The organism is Eggerthella sp. BIOML-A1, assembly GCF_009875595.1.
GTDB lineage: Bacteria > Actinomycetota > Coriobacteriia > Coriobacteriales > Eggerthellaceae > Eggerthella > Eggerthella lenta.
In genome coordinates this window covers 26,050-52,033 of sequence record NZ_WWRZ01000004.1, presented here as the reverse complement: position 1 = coordinate 52,033, position 25,984 = coordinate 26,050, and the positions used below count along the sequence as shown (strand labels likewise).

General features: G+C 60.4%; 29 protein-coding genes. 12 read left to right on the top strand and 17 right to left on the bottom strand.

The window, feature by feature from the left end:
- Positions 1 to 64 precede the first annotated feature (64 nt).
- The 3 genes from GT590_RS05505 to GT590_RS05495 are packed head-to-tail and all read left to right on the top strand — an operon-like array spanning position 65 to position 2,814.
- Positions 65 to 1,336 (top strand): ATP-binding protein, encoded by a 1,272-nt coding sequence (locus tag GT590_RS05505; protein ID WP_009304382.1) that lies wholly within the window; start codon positions 65 to 67, stop codon positions 1,334 to 1,336.
- Between the two features lie 9 nt (positions 1,337 to 1,345).
- Positions 1,346 to 2,233, top strand: a complete 888-nt coding sequence (locus tag GT590_RS05500) for an aldose 1-epimerase family protein (RefSeq protein ID WP_114519752.1) — start codon at positions 1,346 to 1,348, stop codon at positions 2,231 to 2,233.
- 8 nt (positions 2,234 to 2,241) lie between these two features.
- Entirely contained in the window at positions 2,242 to 2,814 is a 573-nt protein-coding gene (locus GT590_RS05495) for a DNA-3-methyladenine glycosylase I (RefSeq protein WP_114538108.1), read from the top strand.
- 40 nt (positions 2,815 to 2,854) lie between these two features.
- On the opposite strand, the gene GT590_RS05490 is transcribed toward GT590_RS05495, so the two are convergent.
- Positions 2,855 to 4,537, bottom strand: a complete 1,683-nt coding sequence (locus GT590_RS05490) for a SulP family inorganic anion transporter (RefSeq protein ID WP_114538107.1) — start codon at positions 4,535 to 4,537, stop codon at positions 2,855 to 2,857.
- A gap of 707 nt (positions 4,538 to 5,244) precedes the next feature.
- On the opposite strand from GT590_RS05490, the gene GT590_RS05485 reads away from it, so the two are divergent.
- Both GT590_RS05485 and GT590_RS05480 read left to right on the top strand, forming a co-directional pair.
- Positions 5,245 to 5,823: a DUF4230 domain-containing protein gene (locus tag GT590_RS05485; protein WP_256273664.1), complete on the top strand. Its 579-nt coding sequence runs from the start codon at positions 5,245 to 5,247 to the stop codon at positions 5,821 to 5,823.
- A complete protein-coding gene (locus GT590_RS05480; RefSeq protein ID WP_114557649.1) occupies positions 5,816 to 6,400 on the top strand; it encodes a DUF4230 domain-containing protein in 585 nt (194 codons plus the stop codon). The genes GT590_RS05485 and GT590_RS05480 overlap by 8 nt, the downstream gene beginning before the upstream one ends.
- A 106-nt stretch (positions 6,401 to 6,506) precedes the next feature.
- On the opposite strand, the gene GT590_RS05475 is transcribed toward GT590_RS05480, so the two are convergent.
- The 3 genes from GT590_RS05475 to GT590_RS05465 are packed head-to-tail and all read right to left on the bottom strand — an operon-like array spanning position 6,507 to position 9,925.
- Positions 6,507 to 7,520 (bottom strand): hypothetical protein, encoded by a 1,014-nt coding sequence (locus tag GT590_RS05475; protein ID WP_009608581.1) that lies wholly within the window; start codon positions 7,518 to 7,520, stop codon positions 6,507 to 6,509.
- A 10-nt stretch (positions 7,521 to 7,530) separates the two neighbouring features.
- Entirely contained in the window at positions 7,531 to 8,355 is an 825-nt protein-coding gene (locus GT590_RS05470; protein WP_114557648.1) for a hypothetical protein, read from the bottom strand.
- Between the two features lie 16 nt (positions 8,356 to 8,371).
- Entirely contained in the window at positions 8,372 to 9,925 is a 1,554-nt protein-coding gene (locus GT590_RS05465) for a hypothetical protein (RefSeq protein WP_114557647.1), read from the bottom strand.
- Positions 9,926 to 10,232: 307 nt separating this feature from the next.
- Between GT590_RS05465 and GT590_RS05460 the strand changes: the two genes are divergently transcribed.
- The 5 genes from GT590_RS05460 (at position 10,233) to GT590_RS05435 (ending at position 13,763) form a co-directional block, all read left to right on the top strand.
- Entirely contained in the window at positions 10,233 to 10,763 is a 531-nt protein-coding gene (locus GT590_RS05460) for a nitroreductase (RefSeq protein WP_009608563.1), read from the top strand.
- Between the two features lie 202 nt (positions 10,764 to 10,965).
- Positions 10,966 to 11,262, top strand: coding sequence for a type II toxin-antitoxin system RelB/DinJ family antitoxin (locus GT590_RS05455; protein WP_009608577.1), 297 nt, complete (start codon positions 10,966 to 10,968; stop codon positions 11,260 to 11,262).
- Positions 11,263 to 11,265: 3 nt separating this feature from the next.
- A complete protein-coding gene (locus GT590_RS05450) occupies positions 11,266 to 11,574 on the top strand; it encodes a type II toxin-antitoxin system YafQ family toxin (RefSeq protein WP_009608518.1) in 309 nt (102 codons plus the stop codon).
- Positions 11,575 to 11,752: 178 nt separating this feature from the next.
- Positions 11,753 to 11,956, top strand: coding sequence for an antitoxin (locus tag GT590_RS05440; protein WP_114557645.1), 204 nt, complete (start codon positions 11,753 to 11,755; stop codon positions 11,954 to 11,956).
- A gap of 709 nt (positions 11,957 to 12,665) precedes the next feature.
- Positions 12,666 to 13,763, top strand: coding sequence for a hypothetical protein (locus GT590_RS05435; protein ID WP_147271388.1), 1,098 nt, complete (start codon positions 12,666 to 12,668; stop codon positions 13,761 to 13,763).
- 128 nt (positions 13,764 to 13,891) lie between these two features.
- Here the strand turns inward: GT590_RS05435 and GT590_RS05430 are convergent, their stop codons facing one another.
- From GT590_RS05430 to GT590_RS05415, 4 genes are all read right to left on the bottom strand, one after another.
- Positions 13,892 to 14,395 (bottom strand): TIGR02391 family protein, encoded by a 504-nt coding sequence (locus GT590_RS05430; protein WP_050792426.1) that lies wholly within the window; start codon positions 14,393 to 14,395, stop codon positions 13,892 to 13,894.
- A gap of 2 nt (positions 14,396 to 14,397) precedes the next feature.
- Positions 14,398 to 15,081 carry a DUF5343 domain-containing protein gene (locus GT590_RS05425; protein WP_057385026.1) on the bottom strand — a complete coding sequence of 228 codons (684 nt, stop codon included), beginning with the start codon at positions 15,079 to 15,081 and terminating at the stop codon, positions 14,398 to 14,400.
- Between the two features lie 113 nt (positions 15,082 to 15,194).
- Positions 15,195 to 16,178, bottom strand: a complete 984-nt coding sequence (gene guaA, locus GT590_RS05420) for a glutamine-hydrolyzing GMP synthase (protein ID WP_161170948.1) — start codon at positions 16,176 to 16,178, stop codon at positions 15,195 to 15,197.
- Positions 16,179 to 16,274: 96 nt separating this feature from the next.
- On the bottom strand, positions 16,275 to 16,670 hold the full coding sequence (locus GT590_RS05415) for a metallopeptidase family protein (protein WP_009306933.1): 396 nt from the start codon (positions 16,668 to 16,670) through the stop codon (positions 16,275 to 16,277).
- A gap of 198 nt (positions 16,671 to 16,868) precedes the next feature.
- On the opposite strand from GT590_RS05415, the gene GT590_RS05410 reads away from it, so the two are divergent.
- Complete coding sequence (locus GT590_RS05410) at positions 16,869 to 17,231, top strand: PadR family transcriptional regulator (protein ID WP_161170947.1); 363 nt, start codon at positions 16,869 to 16,871, stop codon at positions 17,229 to 17,231.
- On the top strand, positions 17,218 to 18,207 hold the full coding sequence (locus GT590_RS05405) for a hypothetical protein (RefSeq protein WP_161170946.1): 990 nt from the start codon (positions 17,218 to 17,220) through the stop codon (positions 18,205 to 18,207). Before GT590_RS05410 ends, GT590_RS05405 begins: the two co-directional genes overlap by 14 nt.
- A gap of 55 nt (positions 18,208 to 18,262) precedes the next feature.
- Here the strand turns inward: GT590_RS05405 and GT590_RS05400 are convergent, their stop codons facing one another.
- The 9 genes from GT590_RS05400 to GT590_RS05360 form a co-directional block, all read right to left on the bottom strand.
- A complete protein-coding gene (locus GT590_RS05400) occupies positions 18,263 to 21,166 on the bottom strand; it encodes an ABC transporter permease (protein ID WP_161170945.1) in 2,904 nt (967 codons plus the stop codon).
- Positions 21,166 to 21,846: an ABC transporter ATP-binding protein gene (locus GT590_RS05395; protein ID WP_161170944.1), complete on the bottom strand. Its 681-nt coding sequence runs from the start codon at positions 21,844 to 21,846 to the stop codon at positions 21,166 to 21,168. Before GT590_RS05395 ends, GT590_RS05400 begins: the two co-directional genes overlap by 1 nt.
- 121 nt (positions 21,847 to 21,967) lie before the next feature.
- Entirely contained in the window at positions 21,968 to 22,972 is a 1,005-nt protein-coding gene (locus GT590_RS05390; RefSeq protein WP_161170943.1) for a sensor histidine kinase KdpD, read from the bottom strand.
- Between the two features lies 1 nt (position 22,973).
- Positions 22,974 to 23,645, bottom strand: a complete 672-nt coding sequence (locus GT590_RS05385; RefSeq protein ID WP_161170942.1) for a response regulator transcription factor — start codon at positions 23,643 to 23,645, stop codon at positions 22,974 to 22,976.
- 67 nt (positions 23,646 to 23,712) lie between these two features.
- On the bottom strand, positions 23,713 to 23,928 hold the full coding sequence (locus tag GT590_RS05380) for a helix-turn-helix transcriptional regulator (RefSeq protein ID WP_021410681.1): 216 nt from the start codon (positions 23,926 to 23,928) through the stop codon (positions 23,713 to 23,715).
- Between the two features lie 9 nt (positions 23,929 to 23,937).
- The gene (locus tag GT590_RS05375) at positions 23,938 to 24,420 is read right to left on the bottom strand and encodes a hypothetical protein (RefSeq protein WP_009306948.1); all 483 of its coding nucleotides are present in this window, start codon (positions 24,418 to 24,420) and stop codon (positions 23,938 to 23,940) included.
- Between the two features lie 100 nt (positions 24,421 to 24,520).
- The gene (locus tag GT590_RS05370) at positions 24,521 to 24,766 is read right to left on the bottom strand and encodes a VF530 family DNA-binding protein (RefSeq protein ID WP_009306949.1); all 246 of its coding nucleotides are present in this window, start codon (positions 24,764 to 24,766) and stop codon (positions 24,521 to 24,523) included.
- A gap of 146 nt (positions 24,767 to 24,912) precedes the next feature.
- Positions 24,913 to 25,212, bottom strand: a complete 300-nt coding sequence (locus tag GT590_RS05365) for a hypothetical protein (RefSeq protein ID WP_114519612.1) — start codon at positions 25,210 to 25,212, stop codon at positions 24,913 to 24,915.
- A 146-nt stretch (positions 25,213 to 25,358) separates the two neighbouring features.
- Positions 25,359 to 25,769, bottom strand: a complete 411-nt coding sequence (locus tag GT590_RS05360; protein WP_009306951.1) for a hypothetical protein — start codon at positions 25,767 to 25,769, stop codon at positions 25,359 to 25,361.
- Positions 25,770 to 25,984: the final 215 nt, after the last annotated feature.

The window sequence follows — 25,984 nt, the reverse complement described above, 5'->3', positions numbered from 1 at the left end:
TTCATCTGTTAAAATTTCTCAAAAATGGTAGTATATTCCAGATTTGAGAAGATATGAGGTTGTCATGTACATCGAACGAGCGCTTGAACCTTTGGTGAGACGCTATTCCGAGAACTTCAAAATAGTTGCCGTGACCGGACCGAGGCAGGTCGGCAAGACGACTATGCTCAAGCATCTGATGGAGGAAGAGGCCGAGAGCGGTGTCGACCGAGTTTACGTAACGCTTGACAACACGGCAATTCTGCAGACGGCGAAGGAAGATCCGGCGCTTTTCCTGCAGCGCTATCGTCCGCCTGTTCTGATTGACGAGATACAGAAGGCCCCCGAGCTTCTTCCGTATATCAAGATGATCGTCGACGAGCGCGATGATTGCGGATCCGTGTGGATTACTGGTTCCCAGCCGCTGCACTTGATGAAAGCCGTGTCCGAGTCCCTGGCCGGCCGCGTCGGCATCGTGGAAATGCTCGGTCTTTCGCATTCCGAGGTGGCTGGCACCCCCTCGGAACCGTATCTGCCCAGCGCAGACTACTTCATGCGGCGCGTGGATATGGCGAAGCCCTTCGGGGTGTCGGAAGCGTATCGGCAGATATGCGCGGGTTCGCTGCCCGGCATCCGTGCCCTGCCCGACGATTTGCGTGCGGGCGGTTACGAGTCGTATCTGGATACGTATATCATGCGCGACATCCGGGATCTCGCGCAGGTGGGCGACGAGCTCAAATTCAGGCGTTTCATGGCGGCATGCGCTGCCCTCACGTCGAGGCCGGTGGTGTACGCCGAACTCGCCAGGCTTGCGGACATCGATCAGAAGACTGCGAAGACGTGGCTTTCGTTGCTGGTAAGTTCCTACCTGGTGAAGGTGGTCGAGCCGTACTCTAACAACATCCTAAAACGATTGAGCAAGCAGCCCGTCATGCATTTTCTCGATACCGGTCTTGCGGCGTATCTTTCCGGGTGGAGCAGTCCCGAGGCGTTGGAGGTCGGTGCCATGAGCGGGCAGATTTTCGAAACGTACGCATTCGGCGAGGTCTACAAGAGCTTCCTCAATGCGGGCAGGCGAGCTCCGCTGCATTTCTTCAGAACGAACGACAAAAAGGAAATCGATATGCTTTTGGAGCAGGATGGCGTGCTCTTTCCGATAGAGGTGAAGAAGACCGCGTCGCCAAGCAAGAAGGACGCCCGCAATCTCAACGCCATCGATCCAGTGACGTTCGACGACGTTCCTGTAGAGCTGCGGGCTTTCAAGCGCGAAGTGGGGATGGGGTGCATCCTCTGCATGACCGAAGATGCCTTCCCCATAGTCTCGCAGGTGTGGGCGTTTCCCGTGTGGGCGGTGTAAGGAGTGCTGATGAAAGAGCTGTCGACGTTCGTGCTGGAGAACGGCGCGTTGTCCGTGATCATCTCGCCCGTGGGCGCGGAGCTGCAGAGCGTCGTATGCGGCGGCGTCGAGCGCATGTGGTCGGGCGACCCTGCGGTGTGGGGTCGTCGGGCTCCTTTGCTGTTCCCGCTGATCGGGCGCTTGCGTGACGGTTGGTACGCGAACGGGGGCCGGCGCGTGGATGCGCCGATGCACGGTTTCTGCCGCGACCGCTTGTTTGCCGCCGAGCAGGAGTCGGGCGCGCGCGTCCGTTTCGAGACGGCGTCCGACAGGCAGACCCGGGCGGTCTATCCCTTCGATTTCCGGTTGACCGTCGACTTCTCGCTCGAGGGTTCCTCGATCGTCAAGTCGCACACCGTTGAGAACCTGGGCGACGTTCCCATGCCGTTCGAGCTGGGCGGCCACGAAGCGTACGCGACGCGCTTGATGCCGGGAGAGCGCATGGTGGATTGCTTCGTGCGCTTCGAGGACATCGATAAGCTCGAGATGTTCGGGATGGACGAGGCGGGGATACTGACGCTGCCGAAGATCGAAGTGCCGCTGGAAGACGGCCGCTTGACCAGGACGCCCGAGCAGTTGGGCATCGATACCGTCGTGCTGGAGAACGTTCCCGGCAGCGTCGCGACGCTAGGCAGCTCGAAGAGCGGCTACGAGGTGACGGTGGAGTTTTCCGATTTTCCCTATCTGGGCATTTGGACGAAGGCCGGCCAGGACGATGCCCGATACCTGTGCATAGAGCCCTGGTCCGCGCTGCCCGACGCACGCTTCTCCCCACGTGAGCTGTCCGAGAAGCCCGGCGTGCGCACGCTTGCGCCCGGGGAGCGTGCCGTGCTGGAATACCGGATGACGTTTCGCTAGGAGGCGCCATGGACGAGAAGCGCAGGTGCTCGTGGGCGGGCGACGTGCCCGTGTACGTCGACTACCACGATAACGAGTGGGGAAAGCCCACCCATGACGATCGCATGCTGTTCGAGCTGTTGGTTTTGGAGGGCGCGCAGGCGGGCCTCTCGTGGCTGACCATCCTGAAGAAACGCGAGGCGTACCGCGAAGCGTTCGACGGCTTCGACCCCGCCAAGGTGGCGCTTTACGACGAGGCGAAGGTCGAAGAGCTTATGACGAACGAGGGGATCGTGCGCAACCGCCGCAAGATCGACGCGGCCATAACTAACGCGAAGCTGTTTCTGGACGTGACCCGCGAGTTCGGAAGCTTCGACGCGTTCATATGGGACTATGTGGATGGCGAGCCTATCGTGAACCGCTGGAAAACCCAGGCCGACGTGCCGGCGACCACGCCGCTCTCCGATCGCATCAGCAAGGATCTCAAGAAGCGCGGCTTCAAGTTCGTCGGCTCCACCATCGTCTACGCCTACCTGCAATCCATCGGCATAGTGAACGACCACGTGGTCGATTGCTTCGCGTATCGGGAGCTTACGTCGTAAGGATGGTTCGGCCTCCGTCGTCGTGGCGGGCATTTGAAAGCTAGGCCGATGCCGTTTCCCCCTCCTCGTCCAGCAGCTTGCGCGCGTAAGCGATTGCATCGTCGATATTGCTGCGGAAATGGTCTTCTCCCACCATGTCCACGAAACCCGCGCGGCGCATGGTTTTCATCGGCTGCTCGTTGGCGTGCGAGAAGATGAGGCTGACGCCGTTCTCGCGGCAGTACCCGTAGAGATTCTCCAGCGCGTTCATACCCGTCGAATCGAGCGATGGCACGCCTCGCATGCGGATGATCAGGTACTTCGTGAAGGATTTCACCGATATGTCGGATATGCGGTCGGTCATGCCGAAGAACATGGGTCCGTTGATCTCGTACACGCGCACGCTTTCAGGGAGTTCGCGCAGGTGCGTGACCTCGGAATCCTCGTCGCAGTAGTATTTCCAGCCGCGAACCTCGGTCTCCTCGCTCACCATCTTCATGAACAGGACGACCGTGATCAGCATGCCCACGGCAATCGCCACCACCAGGTCGAACACGACGGTCAGCGCGAAGGTGAGTAGCAGCGTGGCCACCGCTCCTCGGGAGGCCGTCTTGCACAAGTGTGCGAAATTGCGCCATCCCGACATGTTGTAGGCGACGTGCAGCAAGATGGCCGCGATGGTCGGCATGGGGATGAGGGCCGCATAGGGCATGAAGAACACGAGGACGATCAGCAGCACGAGCGCATGGGTCATGCCGGCGACGGGCGTTCTGCCTCCGTTCTTCACGTTCGCGGCGGTGCGCGCGATGGCGCCGGTTGCGGGGATTCCGCCGAACAGCACCGAGCCGATGTTGCCCACGCCCTGCGCAACCAGCTCCATGTTGCTGCGGTGGTGCGAGCTGATCATGCTGTCGGCGACGACGCAGGACAGGAGCGATTCGATCGCGGCCAGGATGGCGATGGTGATGCCGTTGGGAAGCTGGTCGGCCAGCAGGTCGACGTTGAGTTGGGGAATGCGGAATTCGGGCAGGTCGCTGCTGATGACGTACAGGTCGCCGATGGTGCTCACCTGCATGCCGAAGCCGCTGACCAGGGCGATTCCCGCGATGAGCGCGACAAGGGATCCGGGGATGCGTTCGCTGACCTTAGGCCAGGCGAACAGGATGGCGAGGCAGACCGCTCCCACGACGAACGCTTGCCAGTTGGCCGTTCCGATGCTTTGGGCGACGGCCTGCAGCTTGTCCATAGTCTCGACCGTGGGCGCGCCGGCGGGGAAGGCGAGGCCGAGGAAGTCTTTGACTTGACCGATGACGAGGGTCACGGCGATGCCTGCCGTAAAGCCCGTGGTGATGGTGTAGGGAACGAACCGGATGAGCGATCCCAGCTTGAAGAAGCCCATCAGCATGAGCAGCACGCCGGCGATGACGGTGGCTGCGACGAGGCCGTCCATGCCGTCGGTTGCCACGATGCCTGCAACGATGGTGGCGAACGCCGCCGTGGGGCCCGAGATCTGCACGCGGCTGCCGCCGAGGAACGCGATGAGGAACCCGGCGACGATGGCCGTGTAAAGGCCTTGCTCAGGGCTCACGCCCGAAGCGATGGCCAGCGCGATGGAAAGAGGCAGCGCCACCACGGCCACCATGACGCCCGAAACGACGTCTTTGGGAAGCTGTCGTTTGAGCTCTTCGCTGTCGGTGTGCTTGATGATGCTGAAAAGTATCGGTTTGATCTTGTCGCGTTGCAATGCTCTGCTCTTCCATGTCGTCGCTTCTGCTCGGTGCGCGCGAAAAAGCGTTCCGCCCGGATCGACCGGGCGGAACGCAAGCGAATACTATGCGGTTGGATTCGATTTTGCGCTTCGCCATTATACTGCAAGATTACAAGAGGGCAACAAATCGGGGAAAGCGAAGCATCGACAAGGGCTGAAGCGCTGTGTCGACAGATGCTCGGAGTCTCGTATGATACTCGGGGCGATGAGCATTCCGTGGCGAACGGGCGGTGTTCTGATATTGTCCGCGAGTTCGTAAGCTTCGATGCGTTCCGTTGGAGCGCATCACCCACAGGCTTCGGCTTACAACCTGATGGACAGAATACCCATCGAGCTTGCTAGAAGAACGAGAACGACGACTGCTGCCAAGACGATCAGGGCTGCTGTTGCGGGTTTGCCTAGTTTCATCGATTCTCCCTCCGGAGGTTCTTCGTCAGGCGCTCTGTGTGCTGATAGAATTATACCGAACCTGAAAACTGATTATTCGAGCGAGGGTTTATTTTGGAAGAACGCAAACGGGGTGGGCAAGCGGCTTCGACGCGAGCGAAGCGGAGGAGCGCGAGATTCGCCTAGAGCAAGCGCGCACCGCGAGAATCGAGGCGGAAGAACGTAGTCGGAAGAAGGAATCTCGCAGGGCTTCCAGGAAAGCGTTGGGACGATTTGCAAAGCGCTTTCCCCTGAAAGTGACAGTGACGATCGCGGTGGGGTTGCTAGTTGCGTTGATTGCGATCTTCGGCTTCGTCCTGCCTTACGTCATGGACGACGATGAGAACCAGTACGTTACAGAGTCCGATCTGAAGTCCGCCGTCGACATCGACAACCTCTCGACCATCGACTACGTGTACCACGGCATCGCGGAGAAGCACAGCACGTTCCTTTGGCAGGATCGGGTGGACTATCGGGTCAAGTACCAGGCGCACGTTCGCGCGAGCTACAAGCTTGTCGATATCGAGTTTCGCGTCGATAGGGACAACGGGGTTGCGACTGCGTACCTTCCCGAGGCGGAGATCGGCGAGCCGCAGCTTGATCACAAGGAGTTCGGCTATCTCCCCGAGAACGCAACTGCGGACATGAAGGACGTCATCGCCCTGTGCCGCGAGGATGCAGCGTCGGACGTGGACAGGGACGAGATCAGGAGAGAGGCTGACGCGAGCCTGCAGGATACCGTGTCGGCTCTCACGAAGTATTTGCTCGGCGACGATCTGAAGCTTGAATTCAAGCCTATTTCCGAGTACAGCGAGGAGGTTGCGGCCGATGAATAGGAAACGCTTCGTTTGCCTTGCGCTTGCCGGCGTGCTCGCTTTCGCGGGCCTTGTCGGGTGCGGCAAGGAGGAAGAGCCCCCTGATTTCTCTGGGTATTCGAAGATCGCCGAGCTGGCTACGATCAAGTGCGTGTACCACAACGTCGCCGAGATTTACAACGACGGAACCAACATGCTGTTCGGCATCAACGTCGGCTACAAGAAGGCGTGGTTCGAGTACGACGGAACCATGCAGCTTGGCGTCGACGTGTCGAAGGTCCGCATCGAGGGCCCCGACGAGAACAACGTGGTGACGATCGTTATTCCGCAGGCGCAGGTTCTTGGCGTTCCAGATGCGGACGAGAGCACGTTTTCCGATGTTTACAGCGACACGGGCCTGCTGACCTCGATCACATCCGTCGATCAGGCTGAGGCGTACGCTGCGGCGCAAGACAAGATGAGGGAGAGCGCCGAGGGCAACGAGATGCTGATGAGGGAAGCGCGCGATCGGGCGGAGATGCTTTTGCGCCAATATGTGGAAGGAGTCGGCAAGAAGCTCGGCGCCGAATACGAGATTCGCGTTACGGACGCCCAGTAGCGTTCGATGGGCGGGGCATGCGCCTGCGGCTGCCTTCGACCCGTCGAACGCCGCGGTGTCCTTCTCCTTTTGTGTGCTTGTCGCTGCGCCTTCGCATTGCCGCTGTTCAGAGGGCGATTCCCTTTTCATGGAGGACTCTCGTCACGTTTGTTGCGGTCGCTTCCGATTCGTCGGTCAGCAGGCCATCGTCGGTAAGCATCGGCGTGTCTAAAACGGTCTTGATTGCCACGGCGACTCCTGCGCACGATGCAACGATGCGCTTTGCCTCGTCGTCGTACGAGCTGAAATCGTCGCCTTGCTTCGAGAAGTTGTCTTCCATCTCGAAGACAAGCGGCAAAAAGCGAGCATCAAGTCTCGCGATCAGGTTGTAGAACAAGTAGGTCCTGCCTCGGATGGCCTCGCATTGCAGGATCGCTGTTTCCAGTTGCGAAGCGATCTGCATCGCCTCTGCCCTGTTCGTGCGAGCTTTATCAAGCTCCTTGTCAGCTGTGCGCCCTGCAACGAGACCGAGGACGAGTAGAGCGGGGCCGGCAACCAGGCCGCCTAGAACGGCTGTGCCTCCAGCCATTCCCAGGCCGCCCGCAGCAATCGATCCGCCGCCGAAAAACGCGAGCGTGGCGTTGGTTGCCGCTGCTCCGCTCAACGATGCGATGGCGGTGCCTGTTGATGCACAGGCGAGAGCCTGTGCTGCGCCGTACGCTCCGAAGGCAACGAGTGCGCCGCCGGCTGTTCCGGCAACTGCGCCGCCGGTAAGCGATGCCGCGAAATTCACCATGGACTTGAGCTCGTCGAACTCTTTCTCATCAATGCGCATCTTAGAGAGCTCTGAAAGACCCTCTGTTTCCTTGAAGTCGACGTTCTTCAATTTCGTGAATGTGTCCAGGAATGTCTTCATGCTGTTCTCGAGGACGAACACCTTTTCTTCACCTAGGTTGGACAACGCGGTTCCGCATGATTCGCGATGCGCGTTAAGCCGAGCCGTGGTCGACTCGACGAGGGCGTTTGCATCTTCGTTCATTTTTGTCGCGGTACGGGCGTCGATGCCTGCTTTAACTGATTTGACGACTCCGGCTCCACCGGTTGCCACCGCGGCTCCGATGAAGAACACTGGCAAAGGCATGGTATCCTCCTTAGAGAGCGATGAGGTCGCGAATGCTTTTGAATATGATTTCTTGACGCTTCTCGACTTCGGCCACGAGAGGGGCAACTTGCGAATACGGCCTGCCGGATGTCTTGAGCCAGCAAGCCTCGCGCTCGAGATCGGAAAGCGCGAATGCGCTGTTTTCGAGTTCGGCGAACCGGTCTCGCCTAATCCCGAGAGATGTGGCGGCATGGCTGGCAATTTCGATTTCCGGCTCGGCGTAATCTTGATCGCTCATTGCGGTGACAAGCATGTTCCAGACAAGAAGGGATGGATCCATGAGATCGTCGTCCGATGATTCCGCTGTTTCTATCTCCTTGTCGACAAGGTCGTTGATCGCGTCGGTTCGACTATCGTTTTCGTTGATTTTGGAAGTCGCATCTTCGCATTGCTGCAGGAGCGAATCCCTGATCTGCGCGTAGTTCTGCAGCAGGGCATTTCCGATCAGGTCGAATTTCTCCAATTCCTCCGGCTTGACATCTCCGTCGGCGGCCATGAGGTAGTACAGGATCCGCGTTGCCCCGATCTTCGAGATGTGGTCATCCTGAAGGGCTATGCCGTTGATCCTTTCGTTTTCGTCGCTCGTTGTGCGAGCTACCAGATCAGAAACTGCAGCCCCCGCGTTCTCGGCGAAGTCGGAAGCCGTATTTTTGGCGCTCTGCAGGGCGGCGGCGGCCTTTTCCTGAACCTTTTTCGCATCGCTGATGTCAATGCTTTGGATGCTCTTTTTAGCAATAGAGGTCGCATCGCTCGCGGCGTTCGCCGCTGCCGTAATTGCCCCGTCGAAGCTTTTTTTCAGGTTCTCAAGACCCATGTCCACCTCCTGAAGATTAGAGGATCAGAGCGTCGTCCGATCCCATTAACGTTTCGAACTCTCTTTTGTTTGCAAATTGGGTATCCCTGCCCAAAGCTTTCTGTATCGCGACGCTGCCCTTGATGACGAAGTCGGCATTTTTCTCTGCAATGCCGCGATCCATGTCGTTCATGCCGTTTGCAAACGCTTCGAGATCGTCGATTATGTAGTCGCCGACTTGCTGCTCTAAGTTTTTCTCGAACTTCCGGAGCTGCTTGATGAAGATTGCCGCCCTCGTTTCTGACAGAACCATCTTTTCGTGGAGAAGCTTCGTCTCTTTCGATTCGTTGTCGATCTCCTTTGCGATCGCTATTGTAGCGCGACCCGCTCCGACATAGTTGATGCGAGCCGTCATTCTTCCCGCTAGCAGAATCCAGTTCGCCCCTGATTCCATAGCCGCGCGAGTGGCGGCATCCGCTGTGTCCGCAATACTGAAAGTCATAGACGAGATGGCGAGCATTCGGTCGACCGTCCTGTTCCCAATGGGAACGATATGGCTCCAGTCGATGTCGGCAAGATCGTCGTGGGAGGATGCTTCCCTGGCCAGTCGGCTGAGAAAAAAGCCCGTGCGCACAAACGCCTCGTTCAACAGCACGGGAAGCGTTTGCTTTGCGGCGGCCTTGTACAGCGGAATCTCGCGACGTAAGTCGATTCTTTGCTTCGTGTAAAGCTGATCGACCATTCCGGGCAACCCGCTGTCCTTTAGGCGGGGAAGCGAAGATACCTCATGTAAGAGCGAAACGAGAACTCCGGGTACGCCCATGCCTCCGCCGGGAGTGTTCTTGGAGCCTCCCATGTCGCTTACGAGATGCCCGAACCACCTAGTCGCGCATCTCGCCACTTCGGCAAGTATCGGTGCGGAGGCCGCAAGTCTTGCCAGTCTGCGAACGGCCTCGGGCATTTGCTCCGCTGCTTCTTCCTCGTAGGCGTGCTCGGCCAGCGAGACTATCCAGTTCAGCATTCCCGTGATCGCGACAGGAATCAGAATCTGCGCAACGTCCTTTGCCGTTGTTCCAACCATCACGAAGTGCCATTTGCCGTTTCTGTCCACAAACGTTCCGACCCTCAAGAACTGGACGGCCATCGCGGCCAGAAGGCCGATTGGAGTGGGGTGGTGCGCGAGATCCGCCAGGTGGTGGTTGCTAGCAGAAACGCTTATGCTCTTGCCTTTCCAGATGTTGTCTTGAGGGACCTCGTAACTCGATTCGAGGTTTTTTATGGCATCGACGAGCCTGCCCCCGTCGCCCTCTTTCTGTCCTGCGAACTGCTGGATGAACTGGTTCACCTGGCGATGCGAAAGGCTGATGTCCGCAGCTTCGATTTTGGTTTCTCCGACGATCAGCGAGTCCATAGCTCCCGCCAATAGTCCGCTGAATACCGCGAATGCGTAATCGTCTCTGTTCGCGGTGCATGTGTAGCGCTTGAGGTTTTCTTCGACATCCGAGAGCTTCCGGTTGATTAAGTCCAGAGACTCGCATTCGGCGAGTCCTTCGGTGCTGAGAGATATCTCGGCGGAGACAAGTTCCGTCATCCCGAACCCTTTCGTTTACAGTTTGCGCCCGCAAAGTTCTCGCTTTTGCGCTTTTGCAAGGTATCGTTAAAGTATATCTTCTTCTATCGACTTTGATCCTGCGCTCTTCCATGAGTCTGCGCGAAGAAGCCCGATATCGATGATTCGTGGTCTTGCAATGGTCGTTCTCTTAATTGATCTGATTCTCGCATCTGGCTATTTAATCGATGCGGCGGGATCGTTATATTCGAGTCGAGGAAACTTGAGGGTTGAGCGAAGGAGTGAAAGCGGTGGAGCGAAATGCTCCGCGTAAGAAGAACGGAGGCTTATGATGGTGGAAAACGCGGTTATCGAAAGCCTGAAGACTCGGCGTGCGGTGAGGGGTTATGCGGACAGGCCCGTGGAGCGCGAGAAGCTTGACGCGATCCTGGAGGCTGCGACCTATGCGCCTACGGGAATGGGAGCCCAGTCGCCCGTGATCGTGCTGGTGGAAAGCAAGGAGGTCAGGGACAAGGTGGCCGCCCTCAACGCAGGGGTGATGGGACGTGACATCGATCCCTTCTACGGGGCTCCTGCGGTTGCTATCGTTTTCGGCCATAGGGGTGCTGCGCCTACCTGGTTCGAAGATGCCTGTCTTGTGGCGGGCAACCTTCTGAATGCGGCGCATGCCGTCGGGGTCGACTCGTGCTTCATCTATCGTGCCAAGGAGGTCTTCGAGACCGACGAGGGTCGAGCGCTTTTGAAGGATTGGGGTCTCGACGGCGATTACGTGGGCGTTGCCAACTGTATCCTGGGTTACGGCGACGGCCCTGCGCCCGAGCCGAAGCCTCGCAAGGACGGGTACGTGAGGATCGTCTAGTCGGAGAGCGTTGGGGGTCGGTTCCGAGGGGTGAGAGGGTAGTCATGTTCAAAAGCCCTTTCAGCCGCTGGTGCGAAGCATCTTGTTCGATTGATGTCTGAAAAAAGAACAATTCATACAGATTTGTATAGCATATAGATGTCATACGGCATCACTTTGCGCTCAGTGGTATAATCGTTCCAAAAAGGAAGGGAGACACGGCATGGCCACTGCAGTTAAACCGACAACGGTTCGCGTCGATGAGAACCTCAAGGCCCAGGCGAACGAGATCCTCGGATCTGTCGGGTTGAGCTACAACACTTACGTTGTCATGGCGACGCACCAGCTGGTGAACCAGCGCAGGATCCCTTTCGAGATCGTTCCGGCGGGCGGGGTCCCGAACGAGGAGACCCGCCGCGCTCTGGTCGCCGCGGAGGCGAAGGAGCTCGGCCTCATCCCCGACGATGCGCCCGCCTTTGACGATATCGACGGACTCGTGGCGTTCCTCGAGGAGGAGTAGCCCGTGTACGAGATCAAGGTCGAGCCGGCCTTCAAGGCGGACTACGCCCGCGTCATGAAACGGCACCCCCGCTTGAGGGGCGAATTCAAGGAGGCGGTCTCGGAGCTCATGAGGACCGGCGCGGTGCCGAACGAGTACGGCCCGCACGAGCTCAGCAATCCTGGCGGGAACTACAACGGGCACATAGACTTTCACCTCTCGGACGGCATGGTCGATGTCGTGGTGCTCTACATGCCCCATAAGTCGAACCCGATCATCAGGCTCGTCCGCATGGGCAGTCACGACGAGCTGTTCCAGGGTCCCCTCATCTAGAGGCCTATCGTCTCGCGCACGACGCGGTTCGCCATCTTGGCGATGTCGACGTGCGCGAGCATGAGAGCCAACGTCCTCGTCGTGCGCCACTGCTACAGGGCTGATGGGGATGTGATCCGCATAATTTCTGCTAGAAAGGCGACGAAGGCAGAATCGAAAGAGTATTGGAGGTACTGCCATGAGGGATGAGTACGACTTCAGCGGGAGTCGCCCGAACCCCTACGCCGAGCGCGTACGCAGGCCGGTGACTGTGAATATCGATGTTGAGACCATCGACTACTTCAAGGAGGAGGCGCGTAGGACGGGCATACCCTACCAGAACATCATCAACATGTATCTCGGCGAGTGCGCCGCCCAGAAGAAACGGCTCACGTTCGTCTAGCGCGCAATCTGGACGGCGCGGCCAAAGACACCGATGTTTAGCAGCGGGCCCCTAAGCGGGGCCCGCTGCGTTTTCGTCGCATATCCTGCGAGTCTTGTGTAGCGCACAGGTGTCAACTTCTTGTGCGCCGCGTTTGCCCAGCACTTGGGCCAGGTTCGACTTCTCGTAGCGCGTCTTCGACATGGTGCCACAGTCTCGTAGTTCTCGATCCAGCTGCGTTGTGCCCAAAGGACGACGCGGTCTTTGGAGGTCCCAGAACAGCTTCACCGGGATCTTCCTGACCTCTTCTTGCGCTTGACCAGCGTGGGGTAGTCGTGAGAGACGCAGAGGGTGGCGTACGGGTTCCGGGGCAAGGGATGCCGCGTCGCTGGCGCTGCTCTTCGTTCGGCTACTTTGGCCGATGTCTGCTACGCCGATTGCCGCCTTTGCACCAGCAAGGTTTCGGGTCAACTGCAAGGGATGATTTTTCGTTGGTAATGACATATAAGCAATTGAAGCTAACGGATGACTTGCTGTTTCTGCAAGGTTACTCAGTGGCTCTTGTTTTCTCCTCTAACAATTTCCATCCGCTTCCTGTTAAAATCGAATTCGCTACATACAATCATCTGTAATACTTATAGATCTGGCAGGTGAATAGGAATTGACAATAAATAGCAGCAACAACGAAGCCGATGCCTGCAGTATCCTCTTGTTTGTCGATGAGGGTCGTATGTTTCACAAGGTGATTGAGCATTCGCGACGCTATCCCGAAGCAACCCCGCTGCTCATGCTCTCCATATTGCCTTTTCTCGCTCTGACCGTTCATGATAGCGTTAGATTCGTCAGAAAGTATTTTGATGCCACTGTTCCGCTTGATTCAAATGCTGTCAACAGGCTTCGCAATGCATCAAAAGCGCTTTCTTCCAAAGGACTTCATATTGAAGAGTATGCTTTAGAAGCCAAGGCGATAACCAGTACACTAACGGCTTCTGCAAAGAACCATTCAGGTTTATTTGGAGATTTGCTAAATGCTATGCAGCCAGATATTGCCATTGTGTATTGCAATGGGCTTCCTGTTTCAACCTCATACAATGTTGCCCGGTATGTTGGTCAGGCTGATGGTGGCTTGAAGGGTGTCCTCGCAAATCCTGATGTAGTTAGTCGGCTGGGTTTCGATATTGGTCAGGCTGCAAGTGTTAATTATTATACAGTTGCTCAGTTGGGCATTGAAGAGAGTTCGCTTGTCTCCAATAAGTTCGAAGCCGAATCTCTCGATCTCCATTTTTCAGATCTGTTGATACCCTTATCTTGTAAGGGTATATCAAATATTGCGTGTTTCTTCATGTTATCGGATATCTTGACGCAGTTGAATTCGATCACGGTGCTGCGTAACAGCGGCTTTTTCAGCGATGCTCTTCAAATGAAGTTCGCAACAACGGTTCTACTGGCAGCATGCCGCAGCATTAGCAAATTCTCAAGATGTGTTAAACCTAAACCAGATCGACATGAATGCACTTCGGAGGGTGCTGAAATTCTTTCAACCATGATTCCTAAAAGCATGCGAAAAGAGATCGAGCGAACCAGCGATCTTAGAAACGCGTTCGTCCACTACGATTTTTCAAAACTGCTTGATAGCAAATTAGGCAAATGTCACGATGCCGGAACAATTCTTGAGATGGCTATACAATCATCTGTGCAGAAATCCGTTGAAGAGTACTTGGCATGGATTGTAGGTACTGTCGATGATTTGTCGAAGGTAATATCTACATTGCTTGAGCTTCCTGCTTATGGTTCTTCTGCTGGTGCGTGCCGAAACGTTCGTGCGTAACTTTGACACAATGGCTCTCAGTAGAGATCGGATGCGGAGCACTCTTTGAGATCAATCTCAGAGGGTGCCCCGTATCCTTATTCTCACTTGTTGTATCTGGTTGGTCGGCTAGATGCAATTATAAGTACTTAAAGCTCGTTTATTTGCGCCATCTCCACCTTTTCGATTAAATGCTCTGCAAATACTAGTAGCTGAAGAGCTTGCATCTTAGAATCCTTCCAATTCGCATCATGGGCTCTTGGGTTTCTAACGCCAGTCATGCATCCGGCGAACAATTGCATGTATCCAAGCTGCTCGTCAGCTTCAGAAGCTGACGAGCCTTGATTGAGCCGAAGGAGAGGTCTCTCTCTGGAAAATGCCATCTGCATCAGCTTGGACCCTGTTAAAGAAGAAGATGGAGCGATGGAAGCCTTCTCTTTAACCAAGTTATCGATCAGCTTAAAAGCTTCTTCAATCACTCTGGTGTAATGGCCATCAAAATACAGTTCGCGAGTTTTTTCTCTTAATGATTCATTAACTATCAGATGGTCATACAAGGAAGAGTCGTTCTCTGCCTCTTTTGAGGTGATACCAAGTGTGGAAAGCTCGGCGTTAAGATTATGTGCAATAGCGAATAATTCAAAGGCAACCATTGTCACTGATTCTTCCCATACAGATGTTTAGCCATGCTGCTAAAGATCGAGTTTACAAGCTCTGGGGTTGAGTCGGGAGAAATGTGTATTTGGAGATCAATATGCACCTCGGGTCGTGCGTGATCATCGGTATCTTTGCTAGCGCTTTCTTTTGAAGAGATGGAGCCATTGGGTAAACGGGTATCTTTTTTTCGGTATTCCATACTCACCTTCTTCAAATCGCTGGTTTTAAGCATACAAAACACGCGAGCCATCTTTCTTGAAGATTCCTCACCGATTCCCTGAGCCATAAACCAACTTTTCACCAATGGTCTATCAATCACTGAATCAGGGAATAGGGCAAGGAGTTCGGGAGGGTAAACCAATTCAAGAATCTTTTTGCATACCTTTTTGTATTCTTGATCCAGTCGCCATTGTTTTGCCAATGATGTCGGAACGCCATTAAAGTCGATTAGCCCCATTCTTTTGAGGGGGACAACAACGTTAGAATTAGCCGAAGGAATGCTGTTGAGAGGTAAGAACGACAAAATATATGATGGCGTAACAACACTTGGAATGGATGCTTTGAACTTATTGCGAACAGCCCACCAGCTTTTCTCGGTGATCGTCGGATAGTTCTTGCTGGTTTTTAAGGGAGTATTTATCAATGATCTATCCCTTTGCTTGATAACATCGAATAGTGCCACTTTCAATCTGTTGCGTTATAGGTAAAAGTATAGTCATTTCGCAATAAGAATGCCCGTCAAAACAGTAGACAGGCATTCTAACAGGTATTATGAATTGCTAGAGGTAAGGAACCCTATTCCCACTCGATGGTTCCGCAAGGTTTCGGCGTCAAGTCGTAGCACACGCGGCAGATGCCGGCGACCTCATTCAGGATGCGCTCCGTGATCTTCTTCAGCAGCGCCCAATCGAGCTCCGGCACCTCGGCCGTCATGGCGTCCACCGTGTTGACCGCGCGGATGATGGCGGGCCACTCGAAGGCTCGCACGCCGTCGCGGACGCCGGTGGCGCGGAAGTCGGGTACGCTCACGAAGTACTGCCACACCTTGCCCTCGAGGCCGGCCGCGGCGAACTCGTCGCGCAGGATGGCGTCGGCCTCGCGCAGCGCCTCCAGGCGGTCGCGCGTGATGGCGCCGAGGCAGCGCACGCCCAGGCCCGGGCCGGGGAACGGCTGGCGCTCGACCATGCCCTCGGGCAGACCCAGCTCACGGCCGATGACGCGCACCTCGTCCTTGTACAGCAGGCGCACGGGCTCGCACAGCTCGAACTGCAGGTCGTCCGGCAAACCGCCTACGTTGTGGTGCGCCTTCACGCCGTCGGATTCCAGGATGTCGGGGTAGATGGTGCCCTGCGCGAGGAAGCTCACCTCGTCGCCCACCTTGCGCGCCTCCTCCTCGAACACGCGGATGAACTCGGCGCCGATGATCTTGCGCTTGGCCTCCGGCTCGGCTACGTCGTCGAGCAGCTCGAGGAAGCGGTCGGTGGCGTCCACGTACACGAGGTTCGCGTCCAGCTGGTTCTGGAACACGTCAACCACCTGCTCGCTCTCGCCCTTGCGCATGAGGCCGTGGTTCACGTGCACGCAGATGAGCTGCTTGCCGATGGCTTTGATCAGCAGCGCCGCCACCACCGACGAGTCCACGCCGCCGGACAGCGCCAGCAGCACCTTCTTGTCGCCGATCTGGGCGCGGATCGCGTCCATTTGCTCGTCGATGAAGGCGTTCGCCAGCTCGGGGGTGGTGATTCGCTCTATGTCTTCGGGGCGCTTGTTGGGGTCCATGCGGGGGTCCTCCTCGTGTTCGGCAATGATCTGAGGAAATTATACGTGAAATGGCGCGGGTGTATAGGCAGGTCGTTCGTTCTTTCGGCGCCCTGCTCAGTATCCCATCTCGTAGAGGCGAGCGTCGTCGATGCCGAAGTAGTGCCCGATCTCGTGCACGACGGTCTTCCCGATCTCCTCGACGATCTCCGCGCGCGAGCCGAAGCAGCGCTCATGGGGACCTTTGAACACGGTGATCACATCGGGGACGTCGCTGTCGTAGCCGTCGGCGCGATCGGGCAGCGACACGCCGTCGTAGAGCCCCAGCAACTCGTTGTCGCAGACGGAAGCCCCTAGACAATCGGGTTCCTCGAGAGTTTCCAGATGGTAGTCGTTCGGCTCGTCCTCTACGACGACGGCCACGTTCTCGAGCGCGTCGAGGAACCGCTCGGGAATGCATCCGAGCGCCTCCTCCACGGCTGATTCGAACTCGCTGTCGGTCATGCGGTGCATGGCGGCCTCTTTCGTCGGCGGGCGCGCGAGCCCTCGGCCCGCCCGGTTCGCTGAACCGGCAGGCACGAGTATACCCCATACGATTTGTACTGTGTGCCGCACATTATCGTGTGAACTATGTTATAGTGTGCGACACACACTATCCGACGCAACCGCAAAACCTGCGGCGCAGGGAAACGGCACTGGAAGGAGGGGCGCATGGCGTACGACGACATCGTATCGAGCATGGTCTTGGAACTTCGGCGCGGCACGCTGGTCATGCTCGTGCTGAGCCAGCTGCGCGAGCCGGCATACGGCTACGCGCTGGTGAAATCGCTGGCCGACCACGGCATCCCTATCGAGGCGAACACGTTGTACCCGCTGATGCGGCGCCTCGAGTCGCAAGGGCTGCTGGCAAGCGAATGGGACAACGGCGGCTCGAAGCCGCGCAAATACTACCGCACCACCGACGAGGGCCTGCGCGTGCTGCGCGAAGTGGAGGCCCAGTGGCACGTTCTGTGCGACGGGGTGGGCAAGCTGTTGGAGACAAACAGAGAGGATCGGGAACATGCCGAACGATAACGACCTGATCGAGCGTTACCTGTACGCCATCACGCGGCACCTGCCCAGCGCACAGCGCTCCGACGTGGCCGAGGAGCTGCGCACGCTTATCTCGGACATGCTGGACGAGCGCTGCGGCAGCCTGCCGCCCACGGCCAAGGACGTCCGGGTCGTGCTCACCGAGCTGGGAACCCCGGGCGAGATGGTGCGCAAGTACACGAGCGGGGAAGGGGAATGCCTGATCGGACAGCCGTACTACGCACAGTACCTTTACGTTCTGAAGATCGTGCTGGCCTGCGTCGCAGGCGGCATGCTGGTCGCCGGGGCGCTGTCGCTCGCAACGGGCGCGGAAGGGAGCCTCCTCGGAGGCGTGCTGGAGGGCATCGGATCCCTGATAGGGGCGCTTCTCTTCGCGTTCGCGATCGTCACCCTGCTGTTCGCCTTCTTCTCCCGCCGGGGCATCGAGGTCGAGACGATGGGCTCGCTCGACGACCTGCCGCCCGTGCCGCGCGAGACCAGGTCTTCCACGCGCGGCGATGCGGTTGCCGGCATCGTGTTCTCCATCGTGGGCGCCGTTGTGTTCCTGCTGTTCCCCGACGTGCTGAACGCGCTCAGCCATCGCGCAGACGGCGTGCCGTTCGATCCGTTCAACGTCGACGCCTTCCGCGCTTCGGCATGGGTCGTCGTCGTGTGGACGTTCGTGTGCGTCGCCGGCGAGTGCTTCAAGCTGGTGGAAGGCCGCTATACGAAGCGCGTGCTGGCGGTGACGTTCGCATGCGACCTGGTAGCGGGAGCGCTCGTCGTGTTCTGGCTGACGAACTTCCAGCTGGTCGACTCCCAAGCCGTCGTCCAGGCGATGCAGTCGTCGGGCAAGGCGCTGGAGGGCCCGGTGCTGTGGGCGGTGTCCAACGCGCAGACGGCGTTCTGCGGCCTCGTCGTGGCGGCGCTCGTCATCGACGTCGTGGATGCCATCGTGAATACGGTGCGCGCACGGTAAAGCGACCGTCCTGTCGGCCCGCACGCCCCTCGCGGAAAGGGGCGCGCGGGCGTTGCTAGATCGCGTCCGACCTCAGAGCGTCCACGACGCTGGCGGCGTGCGCTCGGCGCAGCGCGTAGGCCACGCTGAGCGCCAGCACCACGGCCACGATGGCCACGGCGAGAGCCACGTAGTCCCACGGCAGCGTGAACTCGAGGCCGGCGAACGCCATGGACGTTGCTGCGAACAGCGCGAATGTAACCGCTACGGCTGCCGCCAGCCCTATCCCCAAACCGCGCAGGGCGTAGCTCGCGCACTCGTAGGCCAGCATTCGGGCGAAGGCGCGGTTGCCCATGCCGATGGAACGCAGCGCGGCGAACTCGCGCGTGCGCAGGATGATCCCGTTCGCCAGCGTGTTGAACACGTTGGCCACGGCGATGAGCGTCGTGATGACGGAGAAGCACAGCACGAACAGTTGGAAAGCTTGCGCGATCAATCGGTTCTGGCGCGCCGCGTTCTCGATGTCGTTCACGTTGACCACGATGTCGCCTAAGTCGCGCCCCAGCGCCTCCAGCTCGTCGGAAGCCTTCGCGTGATCCTCCGCCGTGAACGAGGCTCCGGCGAACGAGTACGTGTACGGGTTCGAGTGGTAGTCGCCCAGCCCTGCGGCTCTCTCCGCAACGCTCTCCGGCAGGATGATCGAGGGGAAGCGGTTGTTGGCCGCGATGGCGTTCAGCACGGCCGGCTCCTCGTCGCAGAGCGCTCCTATCTCGATGCGGAAAGCCGTGGCCGCCTCGTCGATGGGGGCGGTTACGATGTCGGCCGTCCCGCCGGCCCCGGCCTCCCGGTCGAGGTACCCCACCAGGGGCCGTCCGTCCGGGCCTTCCTGCAAGCCCATGTTGGAGAATCCTTCACGTTCCTCGGTGACGTACAGGTCGACGGCGCCGGTGCCCGCGAAAGGCTTCGTGGACACGTACGTGCCGTCGGGCATCCTGTCCTGATAGGTGTTCAGGCCGATGGCGCGCGGGTTCTCCGGGTCGGTGTAGGCGGCTGCGTCCAGGTCGAGCTCGTCCAGCAGCGCGCGCCACGAGGCATCGTCGACGAAGAAGGTGTACAGGGCCCCGTAGTAATCGCCGTCCTCGCCGAAGCTGTCGGGAACCCAGTCGGCGCTCGTCTGGGAGTTGTAAGCTTGTCGAGCAGCGCGCGCCTCTTGCGATATCATGCGACCGTCGACGACGCTTTCGGCCTGACCTTGGCGGCACGAGCCTATGAGCTGCAAGCCCTCGATCTCGCTCGCCCGCGTCAGGAACTCGTCGTATTCGGCGGCATAGTCTGACAGGTCGTTCCCTTCGCGCGGGGCGGTGTAGTCGGGATGCGCCGACACCACGATGTCGGCTCCGCTCCCAGCGCCGCGCGAGCTGCTGGCGCGGTCGGACAGCGGCGCGAGGTACAGCGCCGTGCTGCCGGCGACCACCACGAGGGTCACGCTGACCGCGAGCGATGCCACCACGGTGCGCCCGCGCGTCGCCGAGCGCGACAGGTTGCGGTGTGCGACGAACCCGGGGATGCCGAACAGCCTGCCCGCGATGCCCAGCTTCACGCGCCCGACGTCGGGCGCGTGCGATGGTGCCGACCGTTCTGCGCGCTTCGAGAGGCGCACGTCCTGCGTTTGGCGGATGGCGTCGACGGCTGAGACGCGGGCGGCGCGGGCCGACGGCACCCAGGCGCTCACCAGCAAAGTGGCTATCGACAGTGCCGCGGCCGCAGCCAACGCTCCGGCATCCACGTGCACCGCGAGCCCCGCCGATCCCGATCCCAGCATCGCAGCGAACGCCTCCTGCGACGACGAGAACGCGTCTGCCGTGCCCGCCACGCCCGCTAAGAGGCCAATCGGCACGCCGACGGCTCCCAGCAGCAGCGCCTCTGCCAGCACGGTGCTGCGCAGTTGCCGCTTCGAAGCGCCGAGAGAGGCCAGCAGTCCGAACTGCCGCGTACGCTCGGCCACCGAGATGGCGAATGCGTTGTAGATCAGCGATGCGGACGCCGCCACGATGACGATGGCCAACACGGCGGCAACCGCCCAGAGGCTTCCCCAGATGGGCCTGCCGTCGGAGATGCCCAAGTACGAGAACAGGCTGGTGTGGTACAGAGTGGCGGCCGTATCGTCCAATCCGGTCGCGTCGGCGAAGAAGGCCTTCATCTCGTCGAGGGTTCCCAGACCTTGCGTGACCAGATACGCGCCCGCAGCCGCTCCTTCCTCAGACGCGTCGGCCACGGTGAGGGCGACGCTGGGCGCGGAAGAGGCCGTGTAGTTGTTGGCGAGGAAAGGCGCTTGTCGCTTGTAGAATCCGGTAACCGTCAGCGTGCGCTCGCGGGCGTTCTCGACGCGCGTCTCGTTTCCGTCGGCGAGGCGCGCGCCGTCTTCGGCGGCTGCGAGGTTTCCGAAACCTCCCGTGAGGGTGGAGCCCGTTTCAAGGGGGCCGTTCGAAACGACGCCTTCGGCGCCTCCCGCGCCCAGCTCCTCGCCTTGGAGATAGTCGGGCAGCACGATCTCGTCCGCTGTCTCGGGCCATCGCCCGCTTGCCAGCTCGGGCATCAGGGAGTACGGCGCGCCGCCCGGCTCGTCGACGCCCTTGACGGTGGTCGGCGTCGTCTTCAGCGCGATGAACACACCCAGACGGTTGGCGTCGTCGGGCGCGAGTGCGGCCGATCCGAGGTCGCGGAAGGTGGCGAGGTCGGTCACGGCGTCGCTTTCCACGAGCGCATCGATGCCCTGAGCGGGCACGTCGGGGGAATACACGTGCCATGGTCCTTCAGTTACCATCGTGCGCTCGAGCAAGCCCTGCTGCACGCTTGCCACGCTGGTCAGCACGGCGGCTAGAAGCGCCGTGGACAGCGCGATGCCGACGACGGTCACGGCCGTGCGCACGCGGTTCTGAGCGAGCGAGCGCAGGGTGAAACGCGTGAATATGCCGGCCATCAGCGCCTCCTTTCGTCGGAGGCGATGCGGCCATCCTCGATGGCGATGACGCGGTCGGCCATGCACGCGATGTCCTCGTCATGCGTGATCACCACGAGCGTCTGGTCGAAGCGCTTGTTCGACTCGCGCAAAAGCGCCATGATCTCGTGCGAGTTGCGCGAGTCGAGGTTGCCGGTGGGCTCGTCGGCCAGCACCACGGCAGGCGCGTTCATGAGCGCGCGCCCGATGGCCACGCGCTGCTGCTGTCCGCCTGACAGCTGATTGGGCAGGAAGCGCTCATGGCCGCGCAGTCCCAAGCCGTCCAGAAGCATGCCGAGGCGCTCTTCGTTCACGGCGCGTCCGTCCATGAGCACGGGAAGCGTCATGTTCTCCACCGCGTTGAGCACGGGGATGAGGTTGTAGAACTGGTAGACCAGCCCCACGTCGCGACGGCGCAGCACGGCCAGCTCCTCGTCGGAGCGCGCGTACACGTCCGCGCCGTTCAGCAGCACCGTGCCGGAGGTGGGGCGGTCGACGCCGCCCATGAGGTGCAGAAGCGTCGACTTGCCGGAGCCCGACGAGCCGACGATGGCCACGAACTCGCCCGCGGCCACGCTGAACGACACGTCGTCGAGCGCCTTGAGCGCCGTGGGGCCGCTTCCGTACACCTTGGTGAGATGGTCGATGGTCAGAATGTCCATGAGGAGCCTTTCTCGCTAACGGTCTACGGAACAGTGTGCCATCCCGCGCTTGCGCGGGCATGAACGCCGCATGACGGAATTGTCATATTCGGCCAGCCCGCCGTTCCGGGCGAAGGGCCTCCTACACGACCACCTTCGGGAACGTCAGGTCGAAGCGAGCGCCGCCCGTTTCGCGGTCGTTGCCCGCGCGCAGCGTGCCTCCCTGGGCGGTCACGAGCGCCTGGGCCAGCGCGAGGCCGATGCCGAACCCCTCCGATCCCGCGCCGCGGTAGAAGCGCTCGAACAGGCGGGGAAGATCCTCGGCGGCGATGCCCGGGCCCGTGTCGGCGACGGACAGGCGGAAGGCCACGGCGTCCTCGGACGCCTGCACGCGCACGCATCCGCCGGCGGGCGTGTGCTCCATGCAGTTCTTGAGGATGTTGCCCAGCGCCTCGGCCGACCAGGCGGCGTCTCCGTTGAACGACGCTCCCTCGTCGACGTGCGTCTCGCAGGCGACGTCGCGCAGGTCGAAGGCGCCGGCCAGCGGGGCCAGCGCGTCGCGCACGAGCCGCGCCGCATCCACGGGGCGAGCTTGCACGCGGATGGCGCCGGCATCGGCCTTCGCCAGCTTCAACAGCGCCGTGACCAGCCATCCCACGCGGCTCACGAGCGTTTCCAGCTCGTGCAGCGCGCGGATGCGCTCGGCCTCGTCGCTCGTGCGCTCGGCGGTGCCGATGAGCAGCCCCATGGCCGTGAGCGGGGTGCGTATCTGGTGCGACACGTCGGCCAGCGCGTCGGCCAGCGCGTTCTTCTCGGCGTCGAGGCGCTCGGTGGCGGTGCGCAGGGCGGCCACCATCTTCGCCAGCTCGTTTCTGAGCACGGCCAGATCGCCCTCGCGGTAGTCCGAGAAGGCGATGCGCCGGCCGCCGTGCAGCACCTCGTCGACCTCGGACGCCAAACGCGCGATCTGCCGGTAACGCCGCAGCGAGAACGTCGCGAACAGCGCGCAGGCCAGCGCTCCGGCGGCCAGCACCCACAGGCCCGCGCGCGGTCCTTCCACCGCGGCGGCCCCTGCGGCGACGACGGCAAGCGCCCCCGCGAGCAGCGCCAGCTGGCAGGCGAAGGCCCGGTTCCTCGTCAGGCCCATGTCACGCTCCCGTCCGGTAGCCCAGCCCGCGCACGGTGAGGATGAGGCGGGGGTCGGCCGGATCGTCCTCCACCTTGTCGCGCAGGCGCTTGACGTAGACGCTCAGCGTGTTGTCGCTGACGTATTCGCCGGCGCTGTCCCAGATGGCGTTGCGCACGTGCTCGCGCGTGACCAGCTTGCCCCGGCTTTGCGCGAACAGCAGGAGCAGCCGGTACTCGAGCGCCGTCAGCGCCAGGTCGCGGCCCGCCTTGCGCACGCACGCGGTGCCGGCGTCGATCTCCACGTCGCCCAGGCGCAACAGCGACGATGCGGCGTTCGTGCGGCGCAGCACCGAGCGGATGCGCGAGAGCAGCTCGCGGGCGCGGAAGGGCTTGGCGATGTAGTCGTCGGCGCCCATGTCGAGGCCGGCCACGGTGCTGAACTCGTCGTCGGAGGCCGTGAGGAAGATGACGGCGGGAGCCGGGTCGCACGCCTTGGCCGCCGCGCACACGGCGAACCCGTTGCCCTGGGCGAGCGCCACGTCCACCAGCGCCAGGTCGAAACGTTCGCTGCGCAGCAACTCGACGGCCGCGTCCTGGCCGTCGGCACAGCGCGTCTCGTATCCTTTCGATCGCAGCAGGTCCGTCAAGCTGGCGACGATGGCCGCGTCGTCTTCAACGAGCAACATGCGCATGGGACGTCCTTCCCTTCGGGTGCATCGCTCCACGGTAGCAGAAAACGCGGGAAAGGGGAGGGGAGGATCAGCCTTCTTCGTCGTCGACGAACTCCAGGAGGTCGCCGGGCTGGCAGTCCAGCTCCTTGCAGATGGCGTTGAGCGTTTTGAAGCGCACCCCACTGACCTTGCCGTTCTTCAGCTTCGACAGGTTGCCGTCGGCGATGCCCACCTTCTCGGCCAGCTCTCCCAGGGAAACCTTGCGATCGGCCATCATCCGATCGAGGCGCAGCACGATAGCCATGCCGCCCTCCTAGATGATCTCGAAGTTCTCGTCTTGGACGAGATAGCCGTACTCGATGATCTGCCCGAGGCAGAACACGATGGCGGCCAGCATGAAGGCGAACATGACCGATTCGTCCACGAGAGCGCCGGACAGCGTTCCGGTTTGGATGCTGACGACTGCCCAGTACAGCCACTTCGGCACCGCGAGCGTCGCGAAAAGGAGCACGGCCACCGCTTTGATCTTGCGCGGCAGGTTTGCGAAGAACGGCGTCTCCTCGCGATTGATGCGCAGAAAGACGAGAGCGACGTACACGGCCAACGCGACGAGAAGCCCGTCCCCGAGCAATCCCATGCCGTGGCGCACGGAGTCGGGGTTCGACAGCGCTTCACCGGTCGTCAGCCAGTCGAAGATATTGATCGACGTCTGAATGCCGAACAGCAGCGCGATGGCGAGGATCGCGACGAATGCGGTCATGCTGGTCGACTTGATCTTGGCGCGCGTCTTGTCCATAGGGGTCTCCTCGCTATCGGATGGCTCCCAGTATACGCCGAAACATGACGCAAAATGATATGAATATGACGTTTTACGTCAAAACATGCAGCCGGTCGATCTACAGATCCACCCAGAACCTCGAGTTCTTGTACAGCTCCTCCACTTTGCTGCGCGCCCACGGGGTCTTGCGCAGGAACGTGAGCGAGCTCTTGAAGTTCGGGTTCTTCTTGAAGCAGTTGATCCTGATGCGCTTGGCCAGGCCGTCCCAGCCGTACTTGTTCACCAGCTGCTTGAGCATCGTCTCCAGCGTGATGCCGTGCAGCGGGTCGTTGGGATGCTGCCGATCTGCGGGGTTGTCGGGCATGGACTCTCCGTGTTCCTCGAAACGTGTGCGCTCCATGATGACGCATGTGCGCGGCGTTTCCCGCCGGAAGCGGACGTTCGGGCCGAAATCCTCGCGAAAACGGGAAACGCCGCCCGTTCGGACGGCGTTTCCGCATGCGGGCCGCCTTACCGACGGCGCCCCATCGCCAGCACCGCGCGCACGCCGAGGAGCGTGAACGCCGCCACGGCGACGGCGCCCGCCGCTCCGCCGGCTATGAGCCCGCCGACGAGCCCTGCGCTCTTCCCGTGGGCATGCTCGGGGTCTTGGCATCGCCGGGCGTCCGGCGTCGCGGGTCGATGCGGCCCCTCCGGCCCATCCGGCGTTTCCTCCGCTGAGGGCGCGTCGCGCTCCTCCTCGTTTCCCATGAGGGTGTCCAGCCCCCGGCCGAGGGCTGCGGGACGGGCGCTTCCTTCTTTCGCGTTCATGGCTGCTCCTTCTGCTTGGCTTGTCCTTCCGCTCGGCACCTTACGCTTCGGGCGCGTCGGCGCAGCGGGCGGGCGCGCGGCGTGGGCGAGGCGAGTCGCAGCTGTAACGTTCGGTTGGAAAGCGTTTGCTCGGATCGAGGCCGAAATTAAAGATCGGACGAGACGAAGCTGTCGATGAGGCGCAGGGCGGGATGGGCCACGATGCCGCCCGCCAGCGCGCCTCCCGCGCCCACGAGCCAATCGAAGAAGCTGAAGGGGTGGTCGGGAACCATGAGCGACACCGCTCCGTCGGCGATGCCCAGCATGCACGTGATCAGGACGGCCGCTGCGCAGGCGGTGAGCAGTCCCATATGCTGCCACAGCGCGTTCGCCAGCAGGAAGCCGAGCACCGCGAACTCGACGAAGTACGCCACTGCCGAAGGCGCGCTCACGGCGGGCCCGAAGTACACGACCGCCGCCCATGCCGCGGCCAGCGCCCAGCGCCCGACCACGATGAAGCGCCGCCGCTTCGACATGCGCGGCTTCGCATCTCCGATATCTTGCATCCGATCGTCCATGCCCCCACCATACCACGCCCCCCGATCCGACCCCCGACACGGGCACCGTACCGTTGCCTGCGACGTTTCCCCGGACGTCGCAGGCCTGTCCGAACGGATGTTTCACGTGAAACATCGGCATCGGGCGTCGCATCATCGCCCGAAAAACACGCAAAACGGCCTTCTAGCGTGTTTTTCAGGCGATGATGCGACGCTGCGACCCTTCCGCAACGCGC